Source organism: Emticicia oligotrophica DSM 17448, assembly GCF_000263195.1.
Lineage (GTDB): Bacteria > Bacteroidota > Bacteroidia > Cytophagales > Spirosomataceae > Emticicia > Emticicia oligotrophica.
Genome location: NC_018748.1, coordinates 3,052,925 through 3,077,462, shown reverse-complemented (window position 1 = coordinate 3,077,462; position 24,538 = coordinate 3,052,925). Strand labels below are relative to the sequence as shown.

Annotated in this window: 20 protein-coding genes; 7 read left to right on the top strand and 13 right to left on the bottom strand. The window is 35.1% G+C overall.

The annotated features are described in order from the left end of the window. Nucleotides 1-116: 116 nt before the first annotated feature. Both rodA and EMTOL_RS12785 read right to left on the bottom strand, forming a co-directional pair. On the bottom strand, nucleotides 117-1,394 hold the full coding sequence (gene rodA / locus EMTOL_RS12790) for a rod shape-determining protein RodA (protein ID WP_015029713.1): 1,278 nt from the start codon (nucleotides 1,392-1,394) through the stop codon (nucleotides 117-119). 1 nt (nucleotide 1,395) lies between these two features. Continuing rightward, the gene (locus EMTOL_RS12785; protein WP_015029712.1) at nucleotides 1,396-3,387 is read right to left on the bottom strand and encodes a penicillin-binding transpeptidase domain-containing protein; all 1,992 of its coding nucleotides are present in this window, start codon (nucleotides 3,385-3,387) and stop codon (nucleotides 1,396-1,398) included. A gap of 292 nt (nucleotides 3,388-3,679) precedes the next feature. On the opposite strand from EMTOL_RS12785, the gene tsaE reads away from it, so the two are divergent. Together tsaE and EMTOL_RS12775 are read left to right on the top strand one after the other, a co-directional pair. Beyond that, nucleotides 3,680-4,090 (top strand): tRNA (adenosine(37)-N6)-threonylcarbamoyltransferase complex ATPase subunit type 1 TsaE, encoded by a 411-nt coding sequence (gene tsaE, locus EMTOL_RS12780; protein ID WP_015029711.1) that lies wholly within the window; start codon nucleotides 3,680-3,682, stop codon nucleotides 4,088-4,090. A 59-nt stretch (nucleotides 4,091-4,149) separates the two neighbouring features. Further along, nucleotides 4,150-5,367 carry an alanine dehydrogenase gene (locus EMTOL_RS12775; protein WP_015029710.1) on the top strand — a complete coding sequence of 406 codons (1,218 nt, stop codon included), beginning with the start codon at nucleotides 4,150-4,152 and terminating at the stop codon, nucleotides 5,365-5,367. A 206-nt stretch (nucleotides 5,368-5,573) separates the two neighbouring features. Here EMTOL_RS12775 and EMTOL_RS12770 read toward each other — a convergent pair whose 3' ends face one another. Then, nucleotides 5,574-6,773, bottom strand: a complete 1,200-nt coding sequence (locus tag EMTOL_RS12770; protein ID WP_015029709.1) for a cation:proton antiporter — start codon at nucleotides 6,771-6,773, stop codon at nucleotides 5,574-5,576. A gap of 200 nt (nucleotides 6,774-6,973) precedes the next feature. Here EMTOL_RS12770 and EMTOL_RS12765 point away from each other — a divergent pair, with 200 nt between their 5' ends. Then, a complete protein-coding gene (locus tag EMTOL_RS12765) occupies nucleotides 6,974-7,378 on the top strand; it encodes a hypothetical protein (protein ID WP_015029708.1) in 405 nt (134 codons plus the stop codon). Between the two features lie 58 nt (nucleotides 7,379-7,436). On the opposite strand, the gene EMTOL_RS12760 is transcribed toward EMTOL_RS12765, so the two are convergent. The 5 genes from EMTOL_RS12760 to EMTOL_RS12740 all read right to left on the bottom strand — a co-directional run bounded on the left by EMTOL_RS12760 (nucleotide 7,437) and on the right by EMTOL_RS12740 (nucleotide 12,263). After that, on the bottom strand, nucleotides 7,437-9,041 hold the full coding sequence (locus EMTOL_RS12760; RefSeq protein WP_015029707.1) for an amidohydrolase: 1,605 nt from the start codon (nucleotides 9,039-9,041) through the stop codon (nucleotides 7,437-7,439). 73 nt (nucleotides 9,042-9,114) lie between these two features. Further along, the gene (locus EMTOL_RS12755; RefSeq protein ID WP_015029706.1) at nucleotides 9,115-10,257 is read right to left on the bottom strand and encodes an amidohydrolase family protein; all 1,143 of its coding nucleotides are present in this window, start codon (nucleotides 10,255-10,257) and stop codon (nucleotides 9,115-9,117) included. Nucleotides 10,258-10,497: 240 nt separating this feature from the next. After that, a complete protein-coding gene (gene ispF, locus EMTOL_RS12750) occupies nucleotides 10,498-10,974 on the bottom strand; it encodes a 2-C-methyl-D-erythritol 2,4-cyclodiphosphate synthase (protein ID WP_015029705.1) in 477 nt (158 codons plus the stop codon). Nucleotides 10,975-11,013: 39 nt separating this feature from the next. Next, on the bottom strand, nucleotides 11,014-11,646 hold the full coding sequence (locus tag EMTOL_RS12745) for a hypothetical protein (protein WP_015029704.1): 633 nt from the start codon (nucleotides 11,644-11,646) through the stop codon (nucleotides 11,014-11,016). Nucleotides 11,647-11,660: 14 nt separating this feature from the next. Beyond that, complete coding sequence (locus tag EMTOL_RS12740) at nucleotides 11,661-12,263, bottom strand: RNA polymerase sigma factor (protein WP_015029703.1); 603 nt, start codon at nucleotides 12,261-12,263, stop codon at nucleotides 11,661-11,663. An 837-nt stretch (nucleotides 12,264-13,100) separates the two neighbouring features. Between EMTOL_RS12740 and EMTOL_RS12735 the strand changes: the two genes are divergently transcribed. From EMTOL_RS12735 to EMTOL_RS12720, 4 genes are all read left to right on the top strand, one after another. After that, the gene (locus tag EMTOL_RS12735; RefSeq protein ID WP_015027236.1) at nucleotides 13,101-13,934 is read left to right on the top strand and encodes an IS5 family transposase; all 834 of its coding nucleotides are present in this window, start codon (nucleotides 13,101-13,103) and stop codon (nucleotides 13,932-13,934) included. Between the two features lie 335 nt (nucleotides 13,935-14,269). Continuing rightward, on the top strand, nucleotides 14,270-15,385 hold the full coding sequence (locus EMTOL_RS12730) for a hypothetical protein (protein WP_015029702.1): 1,116 nt from the start codon (nucleotides 14,270-14,272) through the stop codon (nucleotides 15,383-15,385). A 30-nt stretch (nucleotides 15,386-15,415) separates the two neighbouring features. After that, complete coding sequence (locus EMTOL_RS12725) at nucleotides 15,416-18,181, top strand: CHAT domain-containing protein (RefSeq protein WP_015029701.1); 2,766 nt, start codon at nucleotides 15,416-15,418, stop codon at nucleotides 18,179-18,181. Between the two features lie 93 nt (nucleotides 18,182-18,274). Continuing rightward, entirely contained in the window at nucleotides 18,275-19,513 is a 1,239-nt protein-coding gene (locus tag EMTOL_RS12720) for a M16 family metallopeptidase (protein WP_041694117.1), read from the top strand. A gap of 67 nt (nucleotides 19,514-19,580) precedes the next feature. On the opposite strand, the gene EMTOL_RS12715 is transcribed toward EMTOL_RS12720, so the two are convergent. From EMTOL_RS12715 to EMTOL_RS12695, 5 genes are all read right to left on the bottom strand, one after another. After that, nucleotides 19,581-20,837 (bottom strand): nucleoside permease, encoded by a 1,257-nt coding sequence (locus tag EMTOL_RS12715; protein WP_015029699.1) that lies wholly within the window; start codon nucleotides 20,835-20,837, stop codon nucleotides 19,581-19,583. A gap of 224 nt (nucleotides 20,838-21,061) precedes the next feature. Next, nucleotides 21,062-21,907 (bottom strand): transglutaminase family protein, encoded by an 846-nt coding sequence (locus EMTOL_RS12710; RefSeq protein WP_015029698.1) that lies wholly within the window; start codon nucleotides 21,905-21,907, stop codon nucleotides 21,062-21,064. An 83-nt stretch (nucleotides 21,908-21,990) separates the two neighbouring features. Continuing rightward, entirely contained in the window at nucleotides 21,991-22,722 is a 732-nt protein-coding gene (locus tag EMTOL_RS12705) for a proteasome-type protease (protein WP_015029697.1), read from the bottom strand. A gap of 82 nt (nucleotides 22,723-22,804) precedes the next feature. Further along, nucleotides 22,805-23,767 carry an alpha-E domain-containing protein gene (locus tag EMTOL_RS12700; RefSeq protein WP_015029696.1) on the bottom strand — a complete coding sequence of 321 codons (963 nt, stop codon included), beginning with the start codon at nucleotides 23,765-23,767 and terminating at the stop codon, nucleotides 22,805-22,807. A gap of 123 nt (nucleotides 23,768-23,890) precedes the next feature. Beyond that, nucleotides 23,891-24,535, bottom strand: coding sequence for a response regulator transcription factor (locus EMTOL_RS12695; RefSeq protein ID WP_015029695.1), 645 nt, complete (start codon nucleotides 24,533-24,535; stop codon nucleotides 23,891-23,893). Nucleotides 24,536-24,538 lie beyond the last annotated feature (3 nt).

The following is a 24,538-nucleotide window of genomic DNA, read 5'->3' as shown; positions in this document are numbered from 1 at the left end:
AAATAGGGATTTACTGAATTTCAAGCATCTATGAGCAAATAAATGAAATTTTATTTCATCTCAAAATTTTACTCTGATGAATTACATTCCATCATAAATCACTAAATCTTTACACTTTAAACTTTATAACTTCTATGAGCATCAAGTTTCAAGAAGATAAACAATAAAATAGTAAATGACCAAAGCGAAGAACCACCATAACTCAAAAATGGTAATGGAATACCAATTACAGGCATTAAGCCAATAGTCATTCCGATATTGACAAATAAATGGAAGAAGAGAATACTAGCGACACAATAACCATAAATTCTCGAAAATTTACTTCGCTGTTTTTCAGCTAAATTGATAAGTCGATTCAACAAAGCTGCAAAAAGAAGAATAACAATTACACTACCAACAAACCCCCATTCTTCTCCAACCGTACAAAAAATAAAGTCAGTCGATTGTTCAGGTACGAAATCAAACTTTGTTTGTGTTCCTTGTAAATAACCTTTACCAATAACACCTCCCGAACTAATCGCTACCCTTGATTGCGTTACGTTCCAGCCAGCCCCAAGCGGGTCAGAATCTGGATTCACCAATACCTGAATACGCTTCTGTTGGTGTGGTTGTAAAACACTAGTAGTAAAGAATTTAACACCAAAAACAAAAGCAGAAGCAATAACAAAAACACCAATCAAACGCATAAGATTTTGACGTGTACGTTCATAACGCTTCAAGAAGAAATACCAAAATAACCCACACGCTACGGCCAAACCTGCAACTACGTAGAATTTATTAAAGAATAGTACTAGTACAAATAAAATAACCAAAGCGATGCCTAAGGCGGGATAAATACCCGGTAAACCTTCACGGTAAAAAACGGCAATAAACGCAGCAAAAGTAAGAGCTGAACCTGTTTCCTTTTGAAGAATAATAATGATCGGCGGCACAAAAACAATCAAACCTGCCACAATGGCATCTCGTACTTTCGTAATATTAACCCCCTGAGTACTTAAATATCTTGATATTGCAAGTGCCGTAAAGATTTTCGAAAACTCGGCGGGTTGTAAAGAAAAAGTACTTCCTAATTTAATCCAAGACCTAGAGCCTTTAATTTCAGTTGCCAAAAAGATGGTTGCAAACAGCAAGAGTATAATAAATCCGTAAAATATATAGGCAAATGAATCATAAACCTTATAATCTACGAATAGTATAATTAAAATTAGAATAAACGTTGATGCAATAAACAACAACTGTTTTCCAGCATTATGAGACGTAGAAAAAATGGTTATCGGATTTTCAGGATTATAAACCGCTGCATAAATATTCAACCACCCAAAAATAACCAATAAAGCATAAAGCCAAACGGTTGTCCAATCAATTCCTTCTCTAATATCTATATCACGTGCCATACTATTTTGTTTGATTTACGTTTTGTTCTTTTGGTTTTACGAATGTTGTTTTGATTACTTTTTCTGTAGCACCTTTTTCAGGCTTTACAGGAGCATTTGGCTTCGAATTCGAAGGTGTATTGATTTTAGAGTCTTGCGTAGTCGATGGAATTGGTTTGGCATTAGCACCAGCAGCCATAGCTTCCACAGTTTTGATGTGAGTATTCATCATGCGTTCTTTCAAAGCCGTACGTTCAATCTTACGTTTCAAGTACTTCTCAATCATCAACGTAGCAATTGGAGCCGCATACGAACCACCAAAACCTGCATTTTGAACCATCACCGCAATAGCAATTTTGGGATTATAACGTGGAGCAAATGCAATAAAAATAGAGTTATCTTTACCTTTTTTGTTTTGCGAAGTACCTGTTTTACCACAAATTTCAATACCTTCAACTATACCTGCTCCTCCACCTACGGTACCACGCTCAACTGCGTCTTGCATACCACCAATGATAGCTTCAAAATTACGGGTATCAATATCTGTTCTGTGCACTTCACGATGTTCAGGTTTCACACCTTTCCCATTTTGTCCAATACCTCTAACCAAGTGAGGAGTAACCCAATAACCACGATTGGCAATCGTAGCAGCCAAATTAGCCATTTTGAGCATATTCACTGAAACTTCACCTTCACCGATACTTAATGAGTAAATATTCGAGAATTTCCACTGATACTGACCATAGCGTTTATCATAGTATTTAACGCTTGGTAGTAAGCCTGATGATTCGGAAGGCAAATCAATTCCTAATTTCTGACCGTAACCAAACTTAGCAACCATTTCGTGCCATTTCGATAACATAATAGGAGCTTCTTTGAAGGGATTTGTTTCGCCAGCCATACCCATTGTTTTTCTGAATACCTGATAAAAATAAGGGTTACACGAAAAACGAACGGCATTATGTAAATCACCCGATGGGTGTCCGTGACATTTTACAGGAGCGTTTCCACAAACATAGAATGTTTCGGGCGTAATAGCTCCTAATTGTAAAGCCACTAATGCCTGAACTAATTTAAAAGTAGAACCTGGTCGGAAGAAACCAGTTGCTACACGGTCATTGAGTGGTTTATCAGGATTTCGGTATAATTCTTTAAAATTCTTGGCAAACTGTTTACCTGAAAGTATGTTTGGGTCGTAATAAGGATATGAACCAATGGCTAAAATTTCACCACTTCTTGGCTCAATAGCCACCGCACAGCCTGTTTTTCCTTGAAAAAGACTGTCGGCCAATTGTTGCACTTCAACATCAACCGTTGTATATAAGTTTTTGCCAATTACAGCAAGTGTATCAAACTCGCCATTTGAATAAGAGCCTTTATTTTCACCGTGAACATTCATCATCGTAAATTTCACTCCTCGCCTACCCCGCAATTCCATTTCATACTCTTTTTCAAGACCAGTAATGCCAATATAATCTCCACTACGATAATATTCAACTTCTTGCTCTTCGTAAGCTTTTTTACTAATTTCACCAATATAACCTAAAGCATTGGCCATTGTGCGGGCAGGATAAGTACGGAAGAAAGATTGCTCAAAAGTAAATCCTGGGAAATTCACCATTGCATCTGCCACACGAGCATAATCTTCTTTAGAAAGTTGGCGTAGAAAAAGAGTAGCACGGTTACGAGAATAGCTTTTAGCTGCAGTCATCGTGCTATCAAAATATGAACGAGTAATATTGAACAAACGACAAAACATCGTTGTGTCCATTGGTTTCACTTTATACGGCGTAACGTACATGTCATAAACATCTACATTGGCCACTAAAAGTTTTCCGTTTCTATCGTAGATTTGCCCTCTGAGCGGAACCTGAACCTCCTTCTTCAAAGCCCCCGTCGAGCCAATCGTTTGGTAGGTATCATCTATTACTTGTAGGTAAAATAACCTAAATGCATAGATACCGCAGATTAAAAAGAAAAAACTAAGAATGATTTGCTTTCTGTCTTGGAACATTCTACTTAAAAATTCTTTTGAGTTTAGCTAAAATATTAAGTCACTGCAAAATGAAACTGCTTTTGAGCGATTCGTAGAGTTTCATTCGAAAAGCTAAATTCAATCGCTACTGACTAATTACACGTGTGTTTTTGAATTCGAATAACAAAGTTCTCGAAAAATCAACAGATTTCTACATATATTGCCTAAGAAAATTTGATTTTTCTATAAAAACGAATTTTCTAAAATCAGATTGAAATAATTTTAAGTATTTATACGATTTTTGCAAGATAATTCAAACAAAGCGGGCAAAATGATTTATAAAATTGAAGATTTATCGTCGATAGCAGCACAAGTAATTGCTGCCGCTAAAGATTATAGAATTTGGATTTTTGAAGGCGAAATGGGAGCAGGAAAAACCACTCTAATCAGAGAAGTTTGTAAAGCTCTTGGTGTAGAAGGTCATATTCAAAGCCCTACTTTTTCAATCGTAAATGAGTATCAAACCAATGATAGTGAAACCATTTTTCATTTCGATTTTTACAGACTCAAAAACGAAACCGAGGCACTTGATTTTGGTGTGGAAGAATACTTCGATTCTGGCAATATTTGCTTACTCGAATGGGCAGAAAAAGTAGAATCACTACTTCCAGAAAAATGTTTCAATATAAAAATTACCCTAACCGATTCATCGGCTAGAAATCTTGAGTTTTCCACCACTTAGTTGTATAATTATTTTACAAAAGACTGACAAATTTTGGGCGTAAATTTTAAATAAACAGCATGACAGGACAATCTATTTCGGAATTAGCACGGCAATCTACACTCTATCCACAAGAGTCACCGGCTATTGTCAAACAAAGTGATAAAAACCTTTTTATTGGTTTACCGAAAGAAATTTCACTCCAAGAAAACCGTATTGCTCTCACACCTGATGCCGTTGCACTTTTAGTTCGCAATGGTCATGAAATATTGGTTGAAAAAGGAGCTGGTGAAGGAGCAAAATTTTCAGATACTGAATACAGCGAAGCTGGTGCTCGTATTGTTTACAGCCCAGAAGAAGTTTATGAAGCCAATTTGATTGTAAAAATAGAACCTTTAATGGATTCTGAAATGGATTATCTAAAGCCCGGACAGACCATTATTTCTACATTAAAAGTACCAAATCTTAGCCGAAATTACTTTGAACGCCTCAATGAAAAACGTATCACAGGTATTGGCTTCGAACTTATCCAAGATAAAGTCGGCAACTTCCCTATTATCAGAACTATGAGTGAAATTGCAGGAAGTACTGTAATGCTCATTGCCGCCGAATATTTAAGCAGTGCCCATGATGGAAGAGGAATGATTTTAGGAGGAATTACGGGAGTACCTCCAACTAAAATTGTCATTATTGGTGCGGGAACTGTGGGCGAATATGCCGCTCGTGCCGCCCTTGGACTTGGGGCTGAGATTAAAGTTTTCGACCAGCATATTTATCGACTTCAACGTTTAAAATATTCAGTTGGGCAGCATATCTATACAGCCATCATTGATTCTGATACCTTAACCGATGCCCTCATTAGAGCTGATGTAGTGATTGGTGCAATGAGGTCTGATGATGGTGTAGCACCAATGATTGTAACCGAAGAAATGGTATCAAGGATGAAACCTAATTCTATCATCATTGATGTGTCGATTGACCAAGGTGGGTGTTTTGAAACTTCAGAAATGACCACCCATGGCCAACCTACTTTCCAAAAATATGGTATCACCCATTATTGTGTACCCAATATTGCTTCAAGAGTAGCTCATACTGCTAGTATTGCTTTGAGTAATGTCTTTACGCCTTTTTTGTTAAAAGCAGGAAATGTTGGAGGAATTGAAGAAATGATTTTTGCCAAGCAATGGTTTACCAAGGGAGTATATTGCTTCAATGGTAGCCTTACTAATCTTCCACTTGCCCAAAGATTTAATTTAAGATACAAAGACCTTAGCCTTTTGATTGCCGCAAGAATGTAAAATGAGACATCTCGAATTATTAAAATTTATCAACAGGATTTGGCACTTTGACGTAAGTTTTAACTGACGGAATCAAGCAAAAACAAAACAAGTTTGACTTTAGTCAAATAATATATTTAGACTAAAGTCAAACTTCTCTAAATACAAAGTAATCTTCAATAAAAATGGCGTTTTTGCCTAAACGACAACCATAGGTGAAGTTACTTTCAAAATTCAGAACGATTGATGTCTACAGTTTCTGAATCTTCATTTTTAACCTGCATCAGCCCAAACATCATAACCAATGCAGTTAGAATAATTACTTGAATAATCAATGATTTATTGGCTAAACTAATATTTTGCCCCAGTGGAATTGATAAAAACAGTAGAATAGTTATCAAACCTCTAGGTGCAATAAAGATAATAGGCTTTAAAGGAATTTTCATCGCATAGAGTTGTAATCCTCTAAGGAAATAAATACCCAATACTATTCCGAACGCCCAAATGATGGTATCCGTATTTAAAATTTCTAAAGTTTCAATCAAAAAACCAAATAATAGAAAGAATAATGCTCTAATCAAAAATGCGATTTCGGTGGTTAATTCTCCAAACTTATGTACTTCTTTATCTAAAATATCAGGTTTTAGTCTTTCAATGAGTTTAAAACTTTTCAACTCATCGAGATTACCCAAAAATAAACCAAAAAGTAAAATAAAAATCAAAGCAGGCAAGTGATATACCTTCGAAATACTGTAAATCAAAACCACCAGTAAGATGATAGGTACGTATTTTACGTGATGTTTAATTCGCCCCAGCAAATAGGCCAAACCTAAAGTAGCAACAAACGAGATAACAACAATCAGCAATAATTCCAATAAAAAATGGCCTACTGATTCAGAGCCAATATTATCGTTTAAAGTAATAAAATTAAAGAAAATTACACCATAAATATCCGAAAGACTACTTTCATAAGTGATAAACTCACGTTTTTCAACCGATAAATTTCTCGCACTCGGAATCGCAATCGCACTACTGATGATACCTAGTGGAATTGCATTTGCTAAAGCAATTTTAAAAGAACTTTCTCCAAAATATTGAAAACAAGCTGCCAATGCAAAACTAAAAATAAGCATTGGTACTAAGGCAATCACCGAAGACTTACCTATCATTGGAAATTTCGAACGATTCAATTCTAACTCTAATGAACCTTCTAATACGATTAAAATCAAGCCAACAGTACCTAAAACAGGTAAAATAACGTTGAGATTAGGTACTTTTAGCTCAAAAAAATCGGTACTCTGACGCACCAACCAACCTAATATTAACAAAAGAATGACAGAAGGAACTTTTGTTTTGGCCGATGTAATATCAAATATATAAGCTAAAAGTAATAGAATACAAAGGGTGATAATGATTGTAGTTGTCATAGATTCATGGTAGTTTGTGTAATAAATAGTGCAAAAAAAAAGAAGCTATGAATAATTATAACGAATAGCTTAGCCTAAAAATTACTTTTTAAATTTTTTGTGTGAAGTTCGATATTGAATTTATTCAGTCAAAAATTGGTTTGTTTTTCAATACGCATAGTTTCATTAATTTTGTACAAAAATTAAATTTTCTTAGAAATATGACTTCTCATTCAAACGAAAATACCATATTAGATGATGTAAACTCTCCCGAACTCGATAGGAAGATTATGGGTGAAATTGCATCGGATTTTATTAAAGTTGCCGACCATCTAAAAGAAGCTTCTTATCAAATTCGTAAGCGTGGTTTTTCAGATTATCCTATTTTTGTCGTGAACCGTACGATGGTTGAGGTTGGACAAATGCTATTCACACGACTTGATTTCGATACTCAATTCGATTACAAAGCATCATTTTTAGATGAATTTGTGCAACGAAAACTAATTGGAGAAGAATCAATTGAGTTATTCAAAGAAAACTACAAAAATGCCGATGAATATTGCTGCCTATTTGTAATTGAAGCAGAATTTGCGGGATTTGTTTTTGTTCCTTTTCCAGAAGATTAATATTAAACAAATTGCAGTCTTCTATCCAATGAAGACTGCAATTTGAATCAAATCATATTTACTCTTTTACCGTAGGATATTTAATGCCTAATTGTTCTAAATACGTTTTGTATTTAGTTGGGTCATAATAATACTTGCTCATTTCAGGGCGAAACTTCTCCATAATTTCTTTGTTGAGCTTAATAGCTGGCTTATCATCTTTCGAGATTAATGGCGTATATTTAATCTCTTTTGTCTGCTCTTTGTTATAGTATTCCCAAGCATTTTTAATAATTTCTGGCTTAAATAGCATATCTAAGATTGTCAACGCTTCAGCCTTTGCTCCTGCAGTACAACCTTTATGTGCAATTGGAGTAGCCATTGTGATGGCATTTGCCCAATGGTGGCCCGGCATTCCTGGCATATTTGATGGATAACGTAAAACCACAGTAGGCAAAGACCAAGAAATATCCGCAATATCATCAGAACCTCCTTGACGTACAATATTTGGTGAATATACTGGCTCACTCATCGTATCAAGTTTAGTTGCTAATCCTTCAATTTTGGGAGCTTTCAATTCTTTTTGGGCAGCTTTTGCCAACTTTTGGTCATCCTCCGACCATTGTGGTAAACCAACTCGCTTTATGTTTTGATACATTGTTTCGGCAATAGGCTTATTGAAGTGGCCTGGCCAAGCACTACCTAAAATTTCATAAGTAAACTTTGTATCGGTCATCATAGCTGCACCTTCAGCTATCTTTATACCACTATCAAATAATTTTTTGATTCTTGGGTAAGTGCGGTCACGGAAATAATACCAAACAGTAGCTTTCGATGGAACAACGTTTGGTTGGTCGCCACCATCAGAAATTACATAATGCGAACGTTGTGTTGTTTCCAAGTGTTCACGCTTGAAATTCCAACCAATATCCATTAATTCAACGGCATCTAAGGCACTTCTTCCACGCCAAGGAGCACCCGCTGCGTGGGCAGCCTCACCTTCAAAATGAAATTTTACCGAAACGAGTCCATTATTTCCTGCATCACCCCATGAAACACCTAGATTATCACCCACGTGGGTAAAAATACAAGCATCTACATCTTTGAAATAACCTTCACGAACAAAGATAGCCTTTGCACCTACTTGCTCTTCGGCTACTCCTGGCCATAGCATTAATGTACCCGAAATCTTTTCACGCTCCATTAATTCTTTCAATGCTAATGCAGCAGTAATATTGAGAGCTTGACCCGAATTATGCCCTTCACCATGGCCGGGAGCACCTTCTACGATTGGGTCTTTGTAAGCAACTCCAGGTTTCTGTGAAGCCTTCGGTATACAGTCTATATCACTACCAATGGCGATTACAGGCTTACCAGAACCCCATTTAGCAATCCAAGCGGTTGGCATTCCGGCTACACCTCTTTCAACCGTAAAACCATTTTTTTCGAGTAAATTAGTTAGATACTTTGATGTTTCGTATTCTTGAAAGCCCAATTCACCGAAACTAAAAATCATATCGTTTACTTCTTGCGTAAACTTTTGTCGGTCGTCAATTTTCTTAATGACCTCCTGTTTTAAAAGTTCAAGTTTGTCGGGCGGAGCAGTGGCTGCTTTCTTTTTCTGAGCGAAACTCATACTACTTGCCAATAGCCCCACAATGATGAAGAGGTAAGTTTTTTTCATGTTAATTTTAGTTTAGGTAATAATAAAAAAATAAGGAAGATTTCGCTTCGAGCGAAGTCTTCCTTTAAAGGTTTTACTTAGGAAATTGAGATTTATCTAAGCCCGGAATAATTTTTAGGGCATTTTTATAATAAACTTTCTTTAAAACCTCATCTGAAAGCCCCATGCCATACATTCTCCAGTATGCATGGTATTTTTTATGATAAGGAAAATACTCATCTTCACTTTCTAAAACTCTAAAGTAGGTTTGGTATTCATCAGGAACCCAAGAATCTTTTCCGAAAAGAATTCTATCTTGGCGTTTTTCAAAGAATTTCTTGGCCATTCTTGGTTGGCGACCCAATTCGGCAATAACCGCACCGATTTCTGCATACATATTCGGGAATGCATCCATCAGGCTATCAAGTTTAGCTAAATTATTTGGATACCAACCCATGTGTGCATTAATAAAAGTAGTTTTTGGGTGTTTTCTGAAAACATTGTGCTGCTGCTCAATCAACTGCTTCCATGAAAAATCCTTTCCTTGACTCGCATCACGCTTGCGTCCTGGGTGAGTTTTTAATTCTAACCAACGCTCGTTTTGAGCATTGAGTGGGTCCCAAAAAGAGGCTGGGTCGGCGGTGTGAATCAATACAGGTATTCCTAATTCACCAGCTTTTGCCCAAATAGGGTCAATACGAGGGTCATCAACTGGTACTAATTTACCATTATCTTTCACGCTAAAACCAAGGCTTTTATAGATTTTTAGGCCTTTTGCTCCACGAAGTTTCACATCTTCTTCGAGTGTTTTTACCGCTTTGGCTGTCCAATCAGGTTCATTAATTTTTGAGAAATCAATATTTGTAAACACAGCAAAACGCGTAGGATAATTGGTCTTAACGGCATTTATCATTTCAACTAAACCCGCTGTACTTTTAGTTTCATCTTGATTAAAACCTCTTCCACTCAAGTTTACCATTAAGCCCATATTCATTTTATCCATCTCCACAATAAGCTTTTGGAGATTCTCTTTACTATTCATTTCCCACTGATGATTATGGACATCAATAAAAGGGAATTTAGCTCTAGTAATAGGCTTTCCTGGTACAACAAGTGTAGATTTCGGTTCGTATTCTTCAAAAGTAACCGTTCCAGCATTATCACCAATTTTGATTTGCTGAGCTTGTAAAGAGCTGATAGTCAGTAACAAGCCAAAAGTAAAAGCAAGTTTTTTCATTAAATAATGGTGGTTTTAAAATGTCCAGTCATAGTTATGGATAAACTTTTGCCCCTAACTAAGTCTTTGATGTGTCTAGAAATGTTTTATGCAATTTAAAGAAAAACAGCTAAAATCATATAGTGGCCTTGAGGTTTTCGACAATCTGCTTAAAATTGGCGATGTAATCATAAAAAAGGAAGGCTTCGCTTAAAGCGAAGCCTTCCTTAAAAACAACATAAAAATATCAAACCTGTATTATCATTTATATATCAAAGCAATAGCATGGGCATCTAGACCTTCTTTATGGCCTACAAATCCCATCTCTTCAGTAGTTGTGGCTTTTATTGAAATACAGTTTTCTGGCAAACCTGTTACTTCTGAAATCGCCTTAATCATTTCTGGAATATACTTTCCGATTTTAGGTTCTTGTAAACAAACGGTAGAATCTATATTCCCGATTTTATAACCTTCTTTTGCCAACATTTCAACTACAATTTTCAATAAAACCTTGCTATCTATACCTTTCCAACGAGGGTCAGTATTTTTGAAATGTTTACCAATATCGCCCATTGCTGCTGCCCCTAAAAGTGCATCGCACATTGCGTGAAGCAAAACATCGGCATCCGAATGACCAACTGAACCAACTGTATGTGGAATTTTTATACCACCAATGCATAAATCATAACCTTCTGCTAATTGGTGTACGTCATAGCCTTGTCCTATTCTAATATTCATAAAATTTTAAATTCATTTTTGGCAAAAGTAGGCATTTTTTCAATGCTTAGCCCAAAATATCTGCCATTTTACTTTGGTCTTTTCCCAAAACGAATACGGACATTCATCTCCTTCACACTTTATTTCTCCAAAAACCTTTTCGGCTTTATCAGGTTCATCCGTTTGAAGATAAGCTATGACCAACATCCACTTAGAATTACGCTGATAATTCGAGCTAACTTCCGAATTATACGCCAATGGTTCTAAAAGTTTGATAGCCTCTTTAGGATTTGTTCCTTTATTAATTAGTGCTTGTGCATGCTCAAAATCATTTGCTCGCGATTGAGTTATTGGGCTAACAGAAGTAGATTCGCCACGATAGCTAAATTCATGTGAGGTAAGTACCAAAGGCGAAGATAACATGAATAATAAAATACTCGCTGCAGCAGCAAAGCTACCGAGTGTCAGCATTATTCCTCTACCCTTTGAAGGGGCCTTAATCTCTTTACGAACAGCATTTATATTCGAGCGGATTCGGCTTCGAATTAAGATTTCACGCAAAAGTTGAGTTTCGGATACCTGTCTTTGAAGCTGTGAATCAGATTTTATCTTTTCCTCAAAGCTAACTTTATCGATTTCCGACATCACACCTATCACGTAATCCTCTATTTGCTCTTGTAAAAGGTCAGTCATGAATTTATTTTAGATTAGAAGTTCAAATTTATCATTTCCATTATTTTCTTTAAGCATTTGCTCTTGGTATTTCGAACTGTTTGGTCATTTTCAAAAATACCTTCATTTATTAATTTTTGTGAAATTTCTTGCATAGATAAACCATCAACCAAACGCATATCTAATATTAATCTACAATTTTTACCCGCTTTATTAACTAAATCTATGTAATACGACCAATTTTCTTTTTCAATCAGTGTTTCGCTTACATCTTCGTCAAGTTCATCCCAATCCAACATATATTTAGTTTGACGTTCATCGCGTGAAGCTTCTGATGAAATATATCGAAACCATAGGTTTTTACAAATACTTTTTAAATATGTTTCTAATGAAGCGTCTTTTATATTGTAGGATTCTTTTTTTACATTGATTACAAAAGCTTCGATTGCCTCCCATATAATATCTTCTGGTTGTTTGGCATAATCTCGGCCAGAGCTACGATGAGTAATAAAGCGTTCTAATGAAATATGGAATTTTTTATACAGGGCAATTAATGCATCATGTTCTTGGCGTCCTCCTGCAAGGATACCCTCCACAATTGCTTGGTCACTCCATTGTTTTGAAAAACTAAAATTCATCTTCTTTTATTTAATATCAACGAGTCTGTTAAATGTAACCTCACTTAGATATTTTTTTTAAAAGGTTTAATCTAAAACTTGCCCGGAAAGTGTGAATTTATCATTTGAATATCATTCAAATAACTATTTTATTACTCAATTTACAAAGCTACTCATTTTTTAACATTTTTAACCTAAAAAATGCATTAACAAAAGTCGAGCCGTAGAACTTCATAAACAATTTTCCTACGCAAAAACTTTTTATTTTTTATTAGACGGTATATTTTTCAACAATACTCAGTCATTGATAGTCAGACACTTAAAGAAAGTTTGAACAATTTTCAAAAAAATATTAAAAAAAATCAATTACGAAGGTTACATCCAAGTATATGACTGATATTAATGAGTATGAAAACTAATTATAATAAAATTTCCTAAAAATCTATAAAAGAGTATAGGATGCTGATTAAAACTTTAAAGCCATGAAAACTTCATCCTAAAATACTTGGAGTATAAGTTCATTAATTTATTGCTTTAGGTCTATTGAATTGTGAAAAACAAATTTTCACACCTTATTGAATTAACCATAACAGAACAACAACTTTTGTTATACTAGACTCCACACAACTTCACCTTATTCAAATAGGTTCTCTGAAACCTAGAAGAGTTCCTTCAGAAAAATCTTTCTGCAGGATACTTGAAGACTCAAGCAAAACATTAACGATTGGCCTAAATAAATTCATTTTAGGCTAATCTTCAGTCTAATAAGCACAACTAAACATTGAGGTTGTTTAGTATTATAAAAAGATTCCCAAAATAGGTTGAATTTTGTGGTGCGAATCATCAAAAAGACCTACAGTGGAAATCTTGAGTAAAAATACGATTGAACAATATATATTACCAAATTTAAGTATTGGTTTACGTGGAAAAGAGTGTGAAATAGAACAGTTGACAGCTATTGTTTCAGCAATTTTATATCGTTTGAAAACAGGTTGTCAATGGCGTCAACTGCCAGTAAAGCAATTTTTTAATAATAAGGTTTTAACATGGCAAGGAGTCTATTATCACTTTAATGAATGGGTCAAGGACGGCTCTTGGACAAAAGTTTGGATAAATATTTTAGCATCAAACTATTCATATTTAGACTTATCTTGTATCCAACTTGATGGTAGTCATACACTTGCCAAACGTGGAGGTGAAGCTGTTGGGTATCAAGGTCGAAAAGCATCAAAAACAACTAATTTGCTCTTTTTAGCTGATAATCAGGGACAAATGTTGGCATGTGCCAGCCCACAAGAAGGAAAACACAACGACCTTTATAATATTCAGGAACTCTTTGAAGAACTGTGTCAAATGCTCATAAAAGCAGGAATTAATCTCAGAGGCCTTTTTCTAAATGCTGATGCTGGATTCGATAGCAAAGAATTTCGTCAAATTTGTAAAAATAAAGAAATTGAAGCCAATATTGATGTTAATTCTCGAAATAACAAAATAGAAAATCAATCTACTGAATATCAGCATTTTGATGAAGAGTTATACAAACGACGAGTACTCATTGAGCACGCTAATGCTTGGATGGATAGTTTCAAAGCATTACTTGTCAGGTTTGAAACGAAAGCAATTAACTGGGTGGCTTTAAATTTATTGGCATTCTCAGTTCGTTTTTTACGAAAAATTAAATATAAAAGTTAATCCTAAACAAGTTCATTAAATAAAAATAAACAATTGTTCATCAACTGAAATAAAATCATTTCAGTTGATGGCTTTGTCTTTACAGTATTTGCGTATCTAATGTTAAATTTATTGTAAAATATTTGCTGTATATTAAGTATCAATTAAAACTTAATCATTCATAGTTTAATAAAACTTAGTGTCACAAAAAAACTTTTTTAATTTTAGTGTCTTGTTTTAAATCATTTGAATAAATAATACGATGCTTTTGACAAAATTATGACTAAATTCGTCCAAAATAATTTCAAAGGAAAAAAAAGTTCAAATTCAGTCATTCTACCAAAGCAAAAATTAAAATGAGAAAGATTTTATCGGCCATAATACTGCTGTTAGTCTTAACTTGCCAAGTGTATGGCCAAGCTATTACACTATTCCCTGGCGAGGCAGGAAATCTTAAGCTATCTGTTTTGACAAATGGACAGATTAGGAATTTCTCAAATCCACAAGTTGGCATGATGGTTTTTGACAAAACCTACGGTGTAGTAAGAGTTTATAATGGAAGTTCTTGGATTTGTCTTACCTGTACAAATCAGGCTTTCGCTTTTAATGATGTGAAAATAGCCAATTTAAAATCATTCACGCTCAAAAGTGAAGCTAACAATACATATACTGCCAACGCAATAAGAGATTTCAAGGCTTCCGATAATGCCATCGGTGACGTGACTACTTCTTTAACTGGGCTCACACCAAATGCTATCGTATTGGATAGCCAAGAAGTAATTGCCTTTGAGCAACCACTTCCACAAACAATGCAAAACTTATCTTCACAAGATTTATTAAACCTAATTACACAGTCACAGTGGACAAGTTCTTATGTTTATAATCAACCAATAGATGTTGCTGTAAGGTCGGATGATGCCAATTTGATATATTATGTCAGAGAAGCCGGAAGTTTTGAACGCAAAGAAGGTAGTATCATGGGTATGAAAGCTTATAGATTTACAAATAAAATTTTCATTGAAAAATACAATCCATTTAGTATTATTTTCGATAGGGTCATCAAAAATAATACATCAGTAAATTTACGGGTAGGTTTGGGTATTGGAAACCTTGAAGAGTATAATATCATTAGCACATCAGAGGCGTTCATTATAAATAATGGTATGCTATCATTCTCAAAAGCGACTGATAAACCAGCAAATAATTATGGTATTATTTATTTCCTCCCGAAATCAGTCAATTTACCTTCATATAGATTACGTGTTTTCACACATCGGCCGAGTACGAGTACAATAAATACCTTTTTCGATGCCAATGGAATGATAAAAAATAAATCAAACTATTTGAATAACTATTATGGTGATGTTTTAACCACCAACACACCTTTCATATTGTATTTACCAACTGGCACTAAACTACGTTCAATTGCAGAAATACGTGTCCCACCACCAACTGCTGGAACAGAAGAGTAACACTGATTTACAGTCCTTTTTGATTTAACCATGATAAACAAACCCTTACTCGTTTTACTATTGACTGTGATAATTGGGCTAAACGCTTCTGCACAGGATGAGCCCATTATTGCTCGAATCAATAGTATGCGAGATGATGTCTATACCAAACTACAAAACCAACAGATTTCATTAGATAAAGCTCGTTTGATTTATAAAAATCAAGAAAAAAGACTTTTTAACGATAAAAAATATCCGTATTATATTCAATGTTTTTTGTTTGAAGCGGTAGATTTTTATGTTACAAAAGATGATTATGAAAATGCGGCTAAAAGCGTATTAGAAGGGATGAGTAACCTGAAATATATTTCAGGGGTTAGTCGCGACACTTTATTTTTTCAACTTAATGCCGAGTTGGCAGAATACTACAGAAGAATACCCAACAAGCTCAATTTAGCCGAAAAACATTTCAAAATTGGTTATGATTTCCTTCTAAAAAAGAAATGGATAGAAAACCAAATGCCCGCTTTTGTTATCACATTTCTGAGTAACTATGGTCGATTAGTCGATGACTTAGGAGACTCCGAGCAAGCATTTAACTACTTTCAACAAGCTAAACAAATTGGCCAACAAAAGCACATTACACTTAATATGTATGCGGTGTTGAGTAATATGGCTAAATATTATCGTGAAAAGAAAGATTACGCAAATGCTCTAAAGCTACTACAAGAAGCCCTTCCACTAACTGAAAGTGACGATAAGACATCGGCCATTTATTTAGCCATAGCTCGGTGTTATCAACAAATGAAAAAACCAAGTGATGCTCTTAAAGCCCTTAATGATTCAGAAGTATATTATCGAAAATCAAAGGAAACTCAACCACGACAATGGGTAAATATTCTAACCCAAAGAGCAGAAGCATTGCTCTCAATGAATAATGTTGAATCGGCCGAAAAAAAATATCAACAAGCCCTAGAGATATTTATTAAGAATTTCAAACACCAAAAAGGTGTTCAAGTCGCACGAATTGAAAATGGTTTGAGTGAAGTCTATAAGCAAAAAGGTCTTACTGGAGAAGCACTCATCCACTGCGAAAAAGCCCTCAAAGCCGCAGATACTACTCACCAAAAATCAACTTTTTCTTTCGAGCGAATCATTGCTCCGCAAGAATATTTTGTAGCTCTCACGCAAAAAGCTGATTTACTTGCCACCACCTCACCGAAACTTTCGGCTGAAACTTATTTACAAACCATTTCTTTTATTTCAAGACTCCGTCAGACTTTTGATATGCCCGAATCAAAGCTATTTTATAGCGAAAAGGTATACCCTGTTTACGAAAAAGCCCTTGAAAATATTTATCAACTTTGGATAAAAACACAAGATACGAGGTGGTCAAATGCTTTTTTTGATGTCATTGAAGCAAGTAAAGCGGCTACCTTAGGTGATGTTGTGAAAGAGAATTCTATCCGTCCTAAAAACCTTGATACAAATCTACTAGCAGAGGAAGCAAGATTAAGACAAAAAATAGTCAAACTACAAGTAAAACTTCTTGATTCTGGTAATGAAAAAACTTTAGCGGATTTATCAGATGCTAAAATCAAACTCAATCATTTGATTAATAAAATTGAATCCTCTTCAAAAGAATACTACCAACTTAAGTATGAAAACAAAAAAATAAGTGTTCAGGACGTTCAAAAAAAACTAGGGAATAATACAGCGTTTATCAGTTATTTCCTTGGCGACCATGCACTTTATTATATTGCCTTAAATAATAAAAGCTTTCAGTTGATTAAAGCAAACAATGTTCAAAACATCAAAAAAACGCTCGCACTAACCTATCAGAATATTAATACTCCACCCGGTATTGATGCTTACAAAGGCCATTTCATGGCTCAAAGGGCTCACCAATATTTGATAAAACCTATTGAAAAAACGCTAAAAGACGTCCATAAAATAATTGTCTCTCGTCATGAGATAATTGGCTACTTACCGTTTGAGGTATTAGAGCCGAAAGCAAAAGCCGATTATTTAGTCTATAAATATACTTTTTCCTATGCCAATTCTGCTTCACTTCACTTTGATTCATTTCTTTCAAAGCAAAATGCAGAAATCATTGCCTATGCTCCTTTCAGTAATGGAGCAGAAGCAGGACGTTTCCGTGACCAAGGCTTTAAAGCATTACCTGCTTCAGCCAATGAGATTACGGGCATAAACGGTCAGATTCTACAGGATAAGCAAGCAACTAAAATAAATTTTCAAGAAAGTTATCAAGATAAAGGCATCATCCATTTCGCTACGCACGCTCAAGTAGATGACCAAGACCCATCCAAATCATTTATTGCCCTTTTTCCTGATGGCAAAGATTTTCGTCTCTATACACCAGAACTTTATAATCTTTCTTTACATAAAACTCAATTGGTAGTATTAAGTGCTTGTGAAACAGGTAAGGGAAAAATTCGAAAAGGTGAAGGAATTATTAGTTTAGCAAGAGCTTTTCAATTTGCAGGCTGCCCATCTGTTATTACAACTATTTGGAATGCACACGATGAAAGTATGTCTTTGCTCTCTCAGCATTTTTACTATTATCTTCAAAAAGGCCTTGCCACAGATGAAGCAATCAGATATTCAAAAATAGACCTGATTCGTACTTACTCAGACCACCCTTTCTATTGGTCAAACTTTATACTCATTGGTCAATCAAACCCAATTGATTTACCATCAAATCTAAATCTTTATCTTATACTAAGTATTGGAGCAATTCTTGTGATTCTTGCATGGAGCCTTCGTCAAAGAATAATTCGTTTTTTTCTAAAGTAAATTATTCAGAAACCTTACATTTGTAATTCTTGTTATAAATTGATGATTCTCCTTAATTTGAGGAAGAACAGCTTAGAAAACAGTGAATTAGAAATGATAAATTACGAGCATTTTACCTTAGCGAACGGATTAGAAGTATATGTTCACGAAGACCATACAACGCCAATGGCGGCATTTAATATTTTATATAATGTTGGGTCACGTGATGAGGACGAAAATAAAACAGGGTTTGCTCACTTATTTGAGCATTTAATGTTTGGTGGTTCGAAAAATATTCCATCTTACGACGAGCCTCTTCAGAGAGTTGGCGGTGAAAATAACGCCTTTACTTCTCCCGATATTACCAATTATTACATTACCCTTCCTGCCCAGAATATTGAAACTGCTTTTTGGCTTGAATCAGACCGTATGTTGAGTCTTTCGTTCGACCCAAAAGTATTAGAAGTTCAACGAAAAGTTGTGATAGAAGAGTTTAAGCAACGCTATCTCAATCAACCTTATGGTGATGTATGGCTGAAATTACGCCCACTAGTTTACGAAAAACACCCTTATCGTTGGGCTACGATTGGTAAAGAAATTAGCCACATCGAAGAGGCCACAATGGAAGACGTAAAACACTTCTTCTATAAATATTATCTACCCAATAATGCGGTTTTAGTAGTAGCAGGCGATGTAACTTTACAGCAAGTAAAAGCTCTTTGCCAAAAGTGGTTTGAGCCAATACCAGCAGGAGAAAAATATGTTCGTAATCTTCCACAAGAAGCCCCTCAAATTGCTCCAAAGTTTTTAGAAACTTCGGCAAAAGTACCACTAAATGCAATTTATAAAGCATATAATATGCAAGGACGCTTTGATGAAGGCTTCTACGATACTGACCTCATCAGCGATATTCTTGGACGTGGGAAATCATCAAGATTATACACCAAATTGGTGAAAGATAAACAGCTTTTCAATAATATTTCAAGCTATGTGACCGCTTCGCTCGACCCTGGCTTATTTATGATTCATGGTAATTTGAATGAAGGTGTAAGTTTAGAAGAAGCAGATGCCGCAATTGAAGAAATAGTAGCTGAGCTTAGAGATGAAATTCTACCAGAAAATGAATTGCAAAAAGTTAAGAACCAAGCGGAATCAACGTTGGCATTTGCAGAAGTAGAATTATTAAATCGTGCGATGAATCTTGCATTTGCCGCTAACGCTGGTAACCCTGAATGGTGCAATGATGATGCCCAGAAAATAGCCCAAGTTAGTCCAGAAAGTTTACAAACAATGGCTAAAAAGATTTTACAAAAAGAAAATTGCTCAACAATGTACTACCGAGCAGAAAACTAATACTTCTATGATATGATTTACGAATGACGTGAAAATTGTATTCGTCATTCGTAAATCATCAATCATTTTAATGTCCTTTCACTTCTACACCTTCTTCATGCTTGTGCTTAAATAAAATGGCAAAAAGAATAGCTACCACCAATGAATAAATAGCAAACGTTAGCCAAATGCCATTCCAAGTTTTAGTGCCGTCAGGCAAAGTGAAGTATTGCTGAATAATATATCCACTAATCAAACTTCCAAAAACAGCACCAAATCCGTTTACCATCATCATAAATAAACCTTGTGCCGAAGCTCTAATTTTAGGGTCAGTATATGTTTCAATAAACAAAGAACCAGAAATATTAAAGAAGTCAAAAGCCATTCCGTAAACAATGCACGAAAGAATAATCATCCAAAGTCCATCACTAGGATTTCCATAAGCAAATAATCCAAAACGCAATACCCAAGCTATCATACTGATAAGCATTACTTGCTTGATTCCAAAACGCTTCAAGAAAAACGGAATAGCCAAGATAAATAAAGTTTCAGAAATCTGAGAAATCGACATAATAATTGCAGGGTACTTCACCGCAATTGAATCTTTGTAGGCATCTAATCCAGCAAAGTCGTGTAGAAAAGTATCGCCATAAGCATTTGTCAACTGCAAAGAAGCTCCCAAAAACATCGCAAAAATGAAGAAAATAGCGATTTTTGAGTCTTTGAAAAGTTTGAATGCATCTAAACCTAATAATTCAGCAAAGGTTTTATTATCAGTAGTGGCAGCCAATGGAGGGCACTTTGGTAATGTAAATGAATAAATTGCCAACACAATCGCCGAAGCTGCCGCTATGTAAAATTGATTTGCCGAAGTTTCATTATGGGTAAGGCTAATCACCCAAAGTGCCACCACAAAACCTACCGTACCCCATACGCGAATTGGAGGAAAATCATTTACTAGGTCAGTAGTGTTATTGTTCTTCAGAATTGTATACGCAATCGAATTCGAAAGTGCCAATGTGGGCATGTAGAAAATCACGCAAAGTAAAATTGCCCAAAAGAACTCATCAGGATTATTTACTTGTGGAATATAAATCAAGACTAAAGCCCCTAGCAAATGTAAAATTGCATAAAGCTTTTCAGCATTGATATATTTATCGGCAACAATTCCCGCAAGTGTAGGCATGAACAACGAAGCAATTCCCATTGTTGAAAAAATTGCACCAAACTCAGCTCCTGACCAACCTTTATTTTGAAACCAATAAGCTCCAATTGTAATGAGCCAGCAAGCCCAAATAAAAAATTGGAGAAAATTCATAACAATCAGCCTATTTTTAATGCTCATAACCAGAAGATTAAGGTTTTTAGTAAATGAAATGTAAGTTTAGGTTATATTTTATTAGTTATGTTTACGATGATACTATCTATTAGAGCCTTTCAAGATATTTTACTGGTAAAAGAAAAACTCTTTTGATATAAATAAATCGCACAAACGCTGCGAAAGTAAGCATTTTTTTCTAAAAATCTACGCTTGTATTAGAATTGCCCACTTCAAATCACATTTTTAAATCAAGTAAATTCCTCATAAATGTTAACGTAGGTATTAAGTTTTGAAAGTGCATTACCTCTAAAACTACCTTTTACTGGATTTATTAACTCGGCATCTGCTGAAGCGGCCAATGCAATATAATATCCATCAACCATTTTCCCCTCGGTTGGGTCGAATCCTCTCCATCCTGCCCCTGGTAAATATACTTCTACCCAGGCATGAAGTTCGTGTGCTTGTAATTCATTGCCAAAGCAATAACCACTTACAAAACGTGCAGCTAGCCCAATAGCTCTACAAGTAGCTATCATCAAAACGGCGTAATCTCTACAAGAGCCTTTCCGAGAAATAAGTGTCTTTTCTGGTGGGTTGGCCTCTCCTTGTTCTCTTATTTCATAATTAAAGTTTTCTTGAATATATCTAGCAAGCATCATCAGAAAACTAGTAGTTTCCCAATATGCTTCTGAAGCTATCTGTCGAGAAAATTGATGAATTAGGGTTGTTACACCTTCTTGCTTAAAATATGCTTGTAGCAAGTTTAGTTCTGTCGCTGAATATTTAAATGGAATTTTTTCTGCTTCGAATGGAAAATAGATGAATTGAAATGGATTATATGGTTCGGAGTTAATCTGAAAATTTAATTTAAAGCTCAAACTTTCGGTATTTTGATTAAAAAAGGCCATTGATTGGGTATTACCTTCTGCATCAAGATTATGAAAATAAAGACTCGGTGTTGGCAAAATTTCAAGCGAATAAGCTAATAACTGTTGATTTATTGAGATTCGCGGACTCATATAAACAAGGTGTGGAGTAAGCAATACCGCTGCTGTATAGCTATAATGAAGTGTATGTTCAACCCTTAGAATCATGGTTATTTGATTTATTATATTTTGCTTTAAATACTGATGGCACGATTTTTAAAAATCGTGCCATCAGTAGAATCGAATCCATATTAATCTTCAAGCGATTTAGCGAAAATTGGTTCCATCCAATCAGTTGGTAGTTTTTGTACAGAAGCATTTAATAGGGCATTCCATTGATACGATATTTGCTCTAAATCTGATTTTTCATAGCGTTGCTCCGTAATCTTAAAGCTATCTTTTTCGCATAAAATTACATCAATCGGAAAATCAACATCATTGGCACTGACACGGGTTGAATCAAAAGCTAAAAAACCTAATTTCAAAACATCTTGAAGAGGAGTATCATATTTCAAATTTCTATATAAAATAGGTTTACCGTAGTTTGGTTGTCCGATAATAATAAATGGAGAACCCTCAGTTACTTCAATCCAATTCCCCTCAGGATAAAGCATATATAATTTATGTTCTTCATCTTTTTCGAGTTGTCCTCCGATAACTGCTGATAAATTAAACGAAAGCCCCGCTTCTCGTAAAGAAGCTTTATCTTCATTTGCCACCCGCTTCACCATTTCTCCAAAAGCGTTTACAGCTTTATAGAGTTTATCGAATTTCGTATCTTGCTCTTCTAAAACTTCTTTGAAATAAGTAATAGCTTTATCACGTACTGAACGTAAGCCAGCAGTCATGATAAATAGTGAATGGTGCTGTGATTGATGTACAAAAACCTTTTTATTGCTTGATACCTCACTTCCCGAAGTGATGCGAGTATCGGCAATAGCCACAATCCCCTTGGCTACTTTAACGCCTAGACAAAATGTCATTTTTGAGTATATTTTAACTAAAAAAATTGCACTAAACCAAATACAACTAAAAACATGATAGATTCAAAAATTTAGATTCATATCAAACCTCAACTGGTTTCAAATCAAAATATGTATCGAATATTTTGTTAGCAGCAGTATTGTTTTTTATTTGAAACTCGTCTAAGTATGGGTGTAGGCCTTTCTTTAAGATGTCTCTTACCTCTGTAAACTCAATTTCGTGTCTCAAGCGAGTTAGCTCTTTTTCAGCAGAATTTGAATATCCTGTATTGATATCTCTACCCGAAATTTGGTACAATGATAGCTCTGCCTGACGCATACAATAAGCAACCGAACGAGGAAAACTTTTATCAAGAATCAAGAATTCTACAATATGTGATGGGTTGATAACACGGTGCTGCTGACGATACATATTGAATGCACTCACCGATTTCAGTACGGATGTCCAAATCAATAATTCTTGTGGCGAACCCATCAGTTGGTCATCTGGCAATAAAGTAAAATACCGAACATCTAAAAAGCGAGTAGTTTTATCGGCACGTTCAAGAAGCCGACCTAACCGACCAAAGTGAAAACCTTCATTACGGGTTACGGTAGAATCAATGATTCCAAAGAACAACTGGCAACCCTCCTTAATTTCTTCAAAAAACTGTAATAGTTGCTCAACCTCCCAGTTCTTAGTCGATTGTGTTTCTAAAATCTTTAGATAGAAAGTATTAATGTGTTCCCACATCTCCTTTGTTATGCTTTCACGGATCGTTCGAGCATTTTCACGGGCATTGGCCAAACAACTATAAATCGAATTGGGATTCCGCTTATCAAAAGTCATGTAATCAATTACTGTATCGCGGTCCGCAAAATCGTAATGTTCAAAAAAACCATAGTTATCAGCCGTAGCAATAAGAAGTGGCTCCCACTGAGCAGTCAGAATTCCGGGGGCATCGAGAGTTAAATTAAGGTTTACACTTACAAAACGTGCGTAGTTTTCGGCACGCTCAATGTAACGATTAATCCAATAAATGGAATTGGCGACACGACTCAACATAATTATCTTTGGTTTTTATTGACGAAAACCAAAGATAATAAACGTATTTGAAAAAGCAAGCAAAATATAAATAACGCTTACAGCATTTGAAGAATTAAATAAATATTTAAAATTGAAGCTTATTTAAACCTTTACTAAGCCCAATTTTATTGCTTCCATAACAAGTCCAACACGAGTTTTGGCATTAAGTTTTAAAAATACTTGTTCACGATAGCCATCAACTGTTCGAGGGCTAACACACATTTTATCGGCAATTTCATTATAGGTAAGTTCACTACAAGCCCATTTTATAAATTCAGTTTCACGCTCATTTAAACCTAATTGTTCGATTGGGTCAATAATTTTTTCTGGATTTAGGCCTCTAATTAATTTGTCAGTGACAAATTCAGTATAATAAAATCCTTTTTCCGACAAAGCGTCTAAAGCGGTTTTCAACTCTGAAGGACGGCAACCCTTCAATAAATAACCTCTGGCTCCATTACGTAGCATACCGATAATAGCTTCCTCTTTATCATACATAGAAAGTGCCAATACTTTTACTTCTGGATAATTGTTTTTCAGCCAAAGAGCAGTTTCGTAGCCATCCATTTCTGGCATATTTATATCAAGTAAAACAATATCTGGAATCATTTTTAACTTAAAATGACGAACCAATTCCTTGCCACTTTCAACCTCATAAATAACTTCATAGTTTTCGAGTTTTTGAATCAAACCCGAGATAGCTTTTGCCACTAATTGGTGGTCATCGGCAATGGCTACTTTTATCATAAA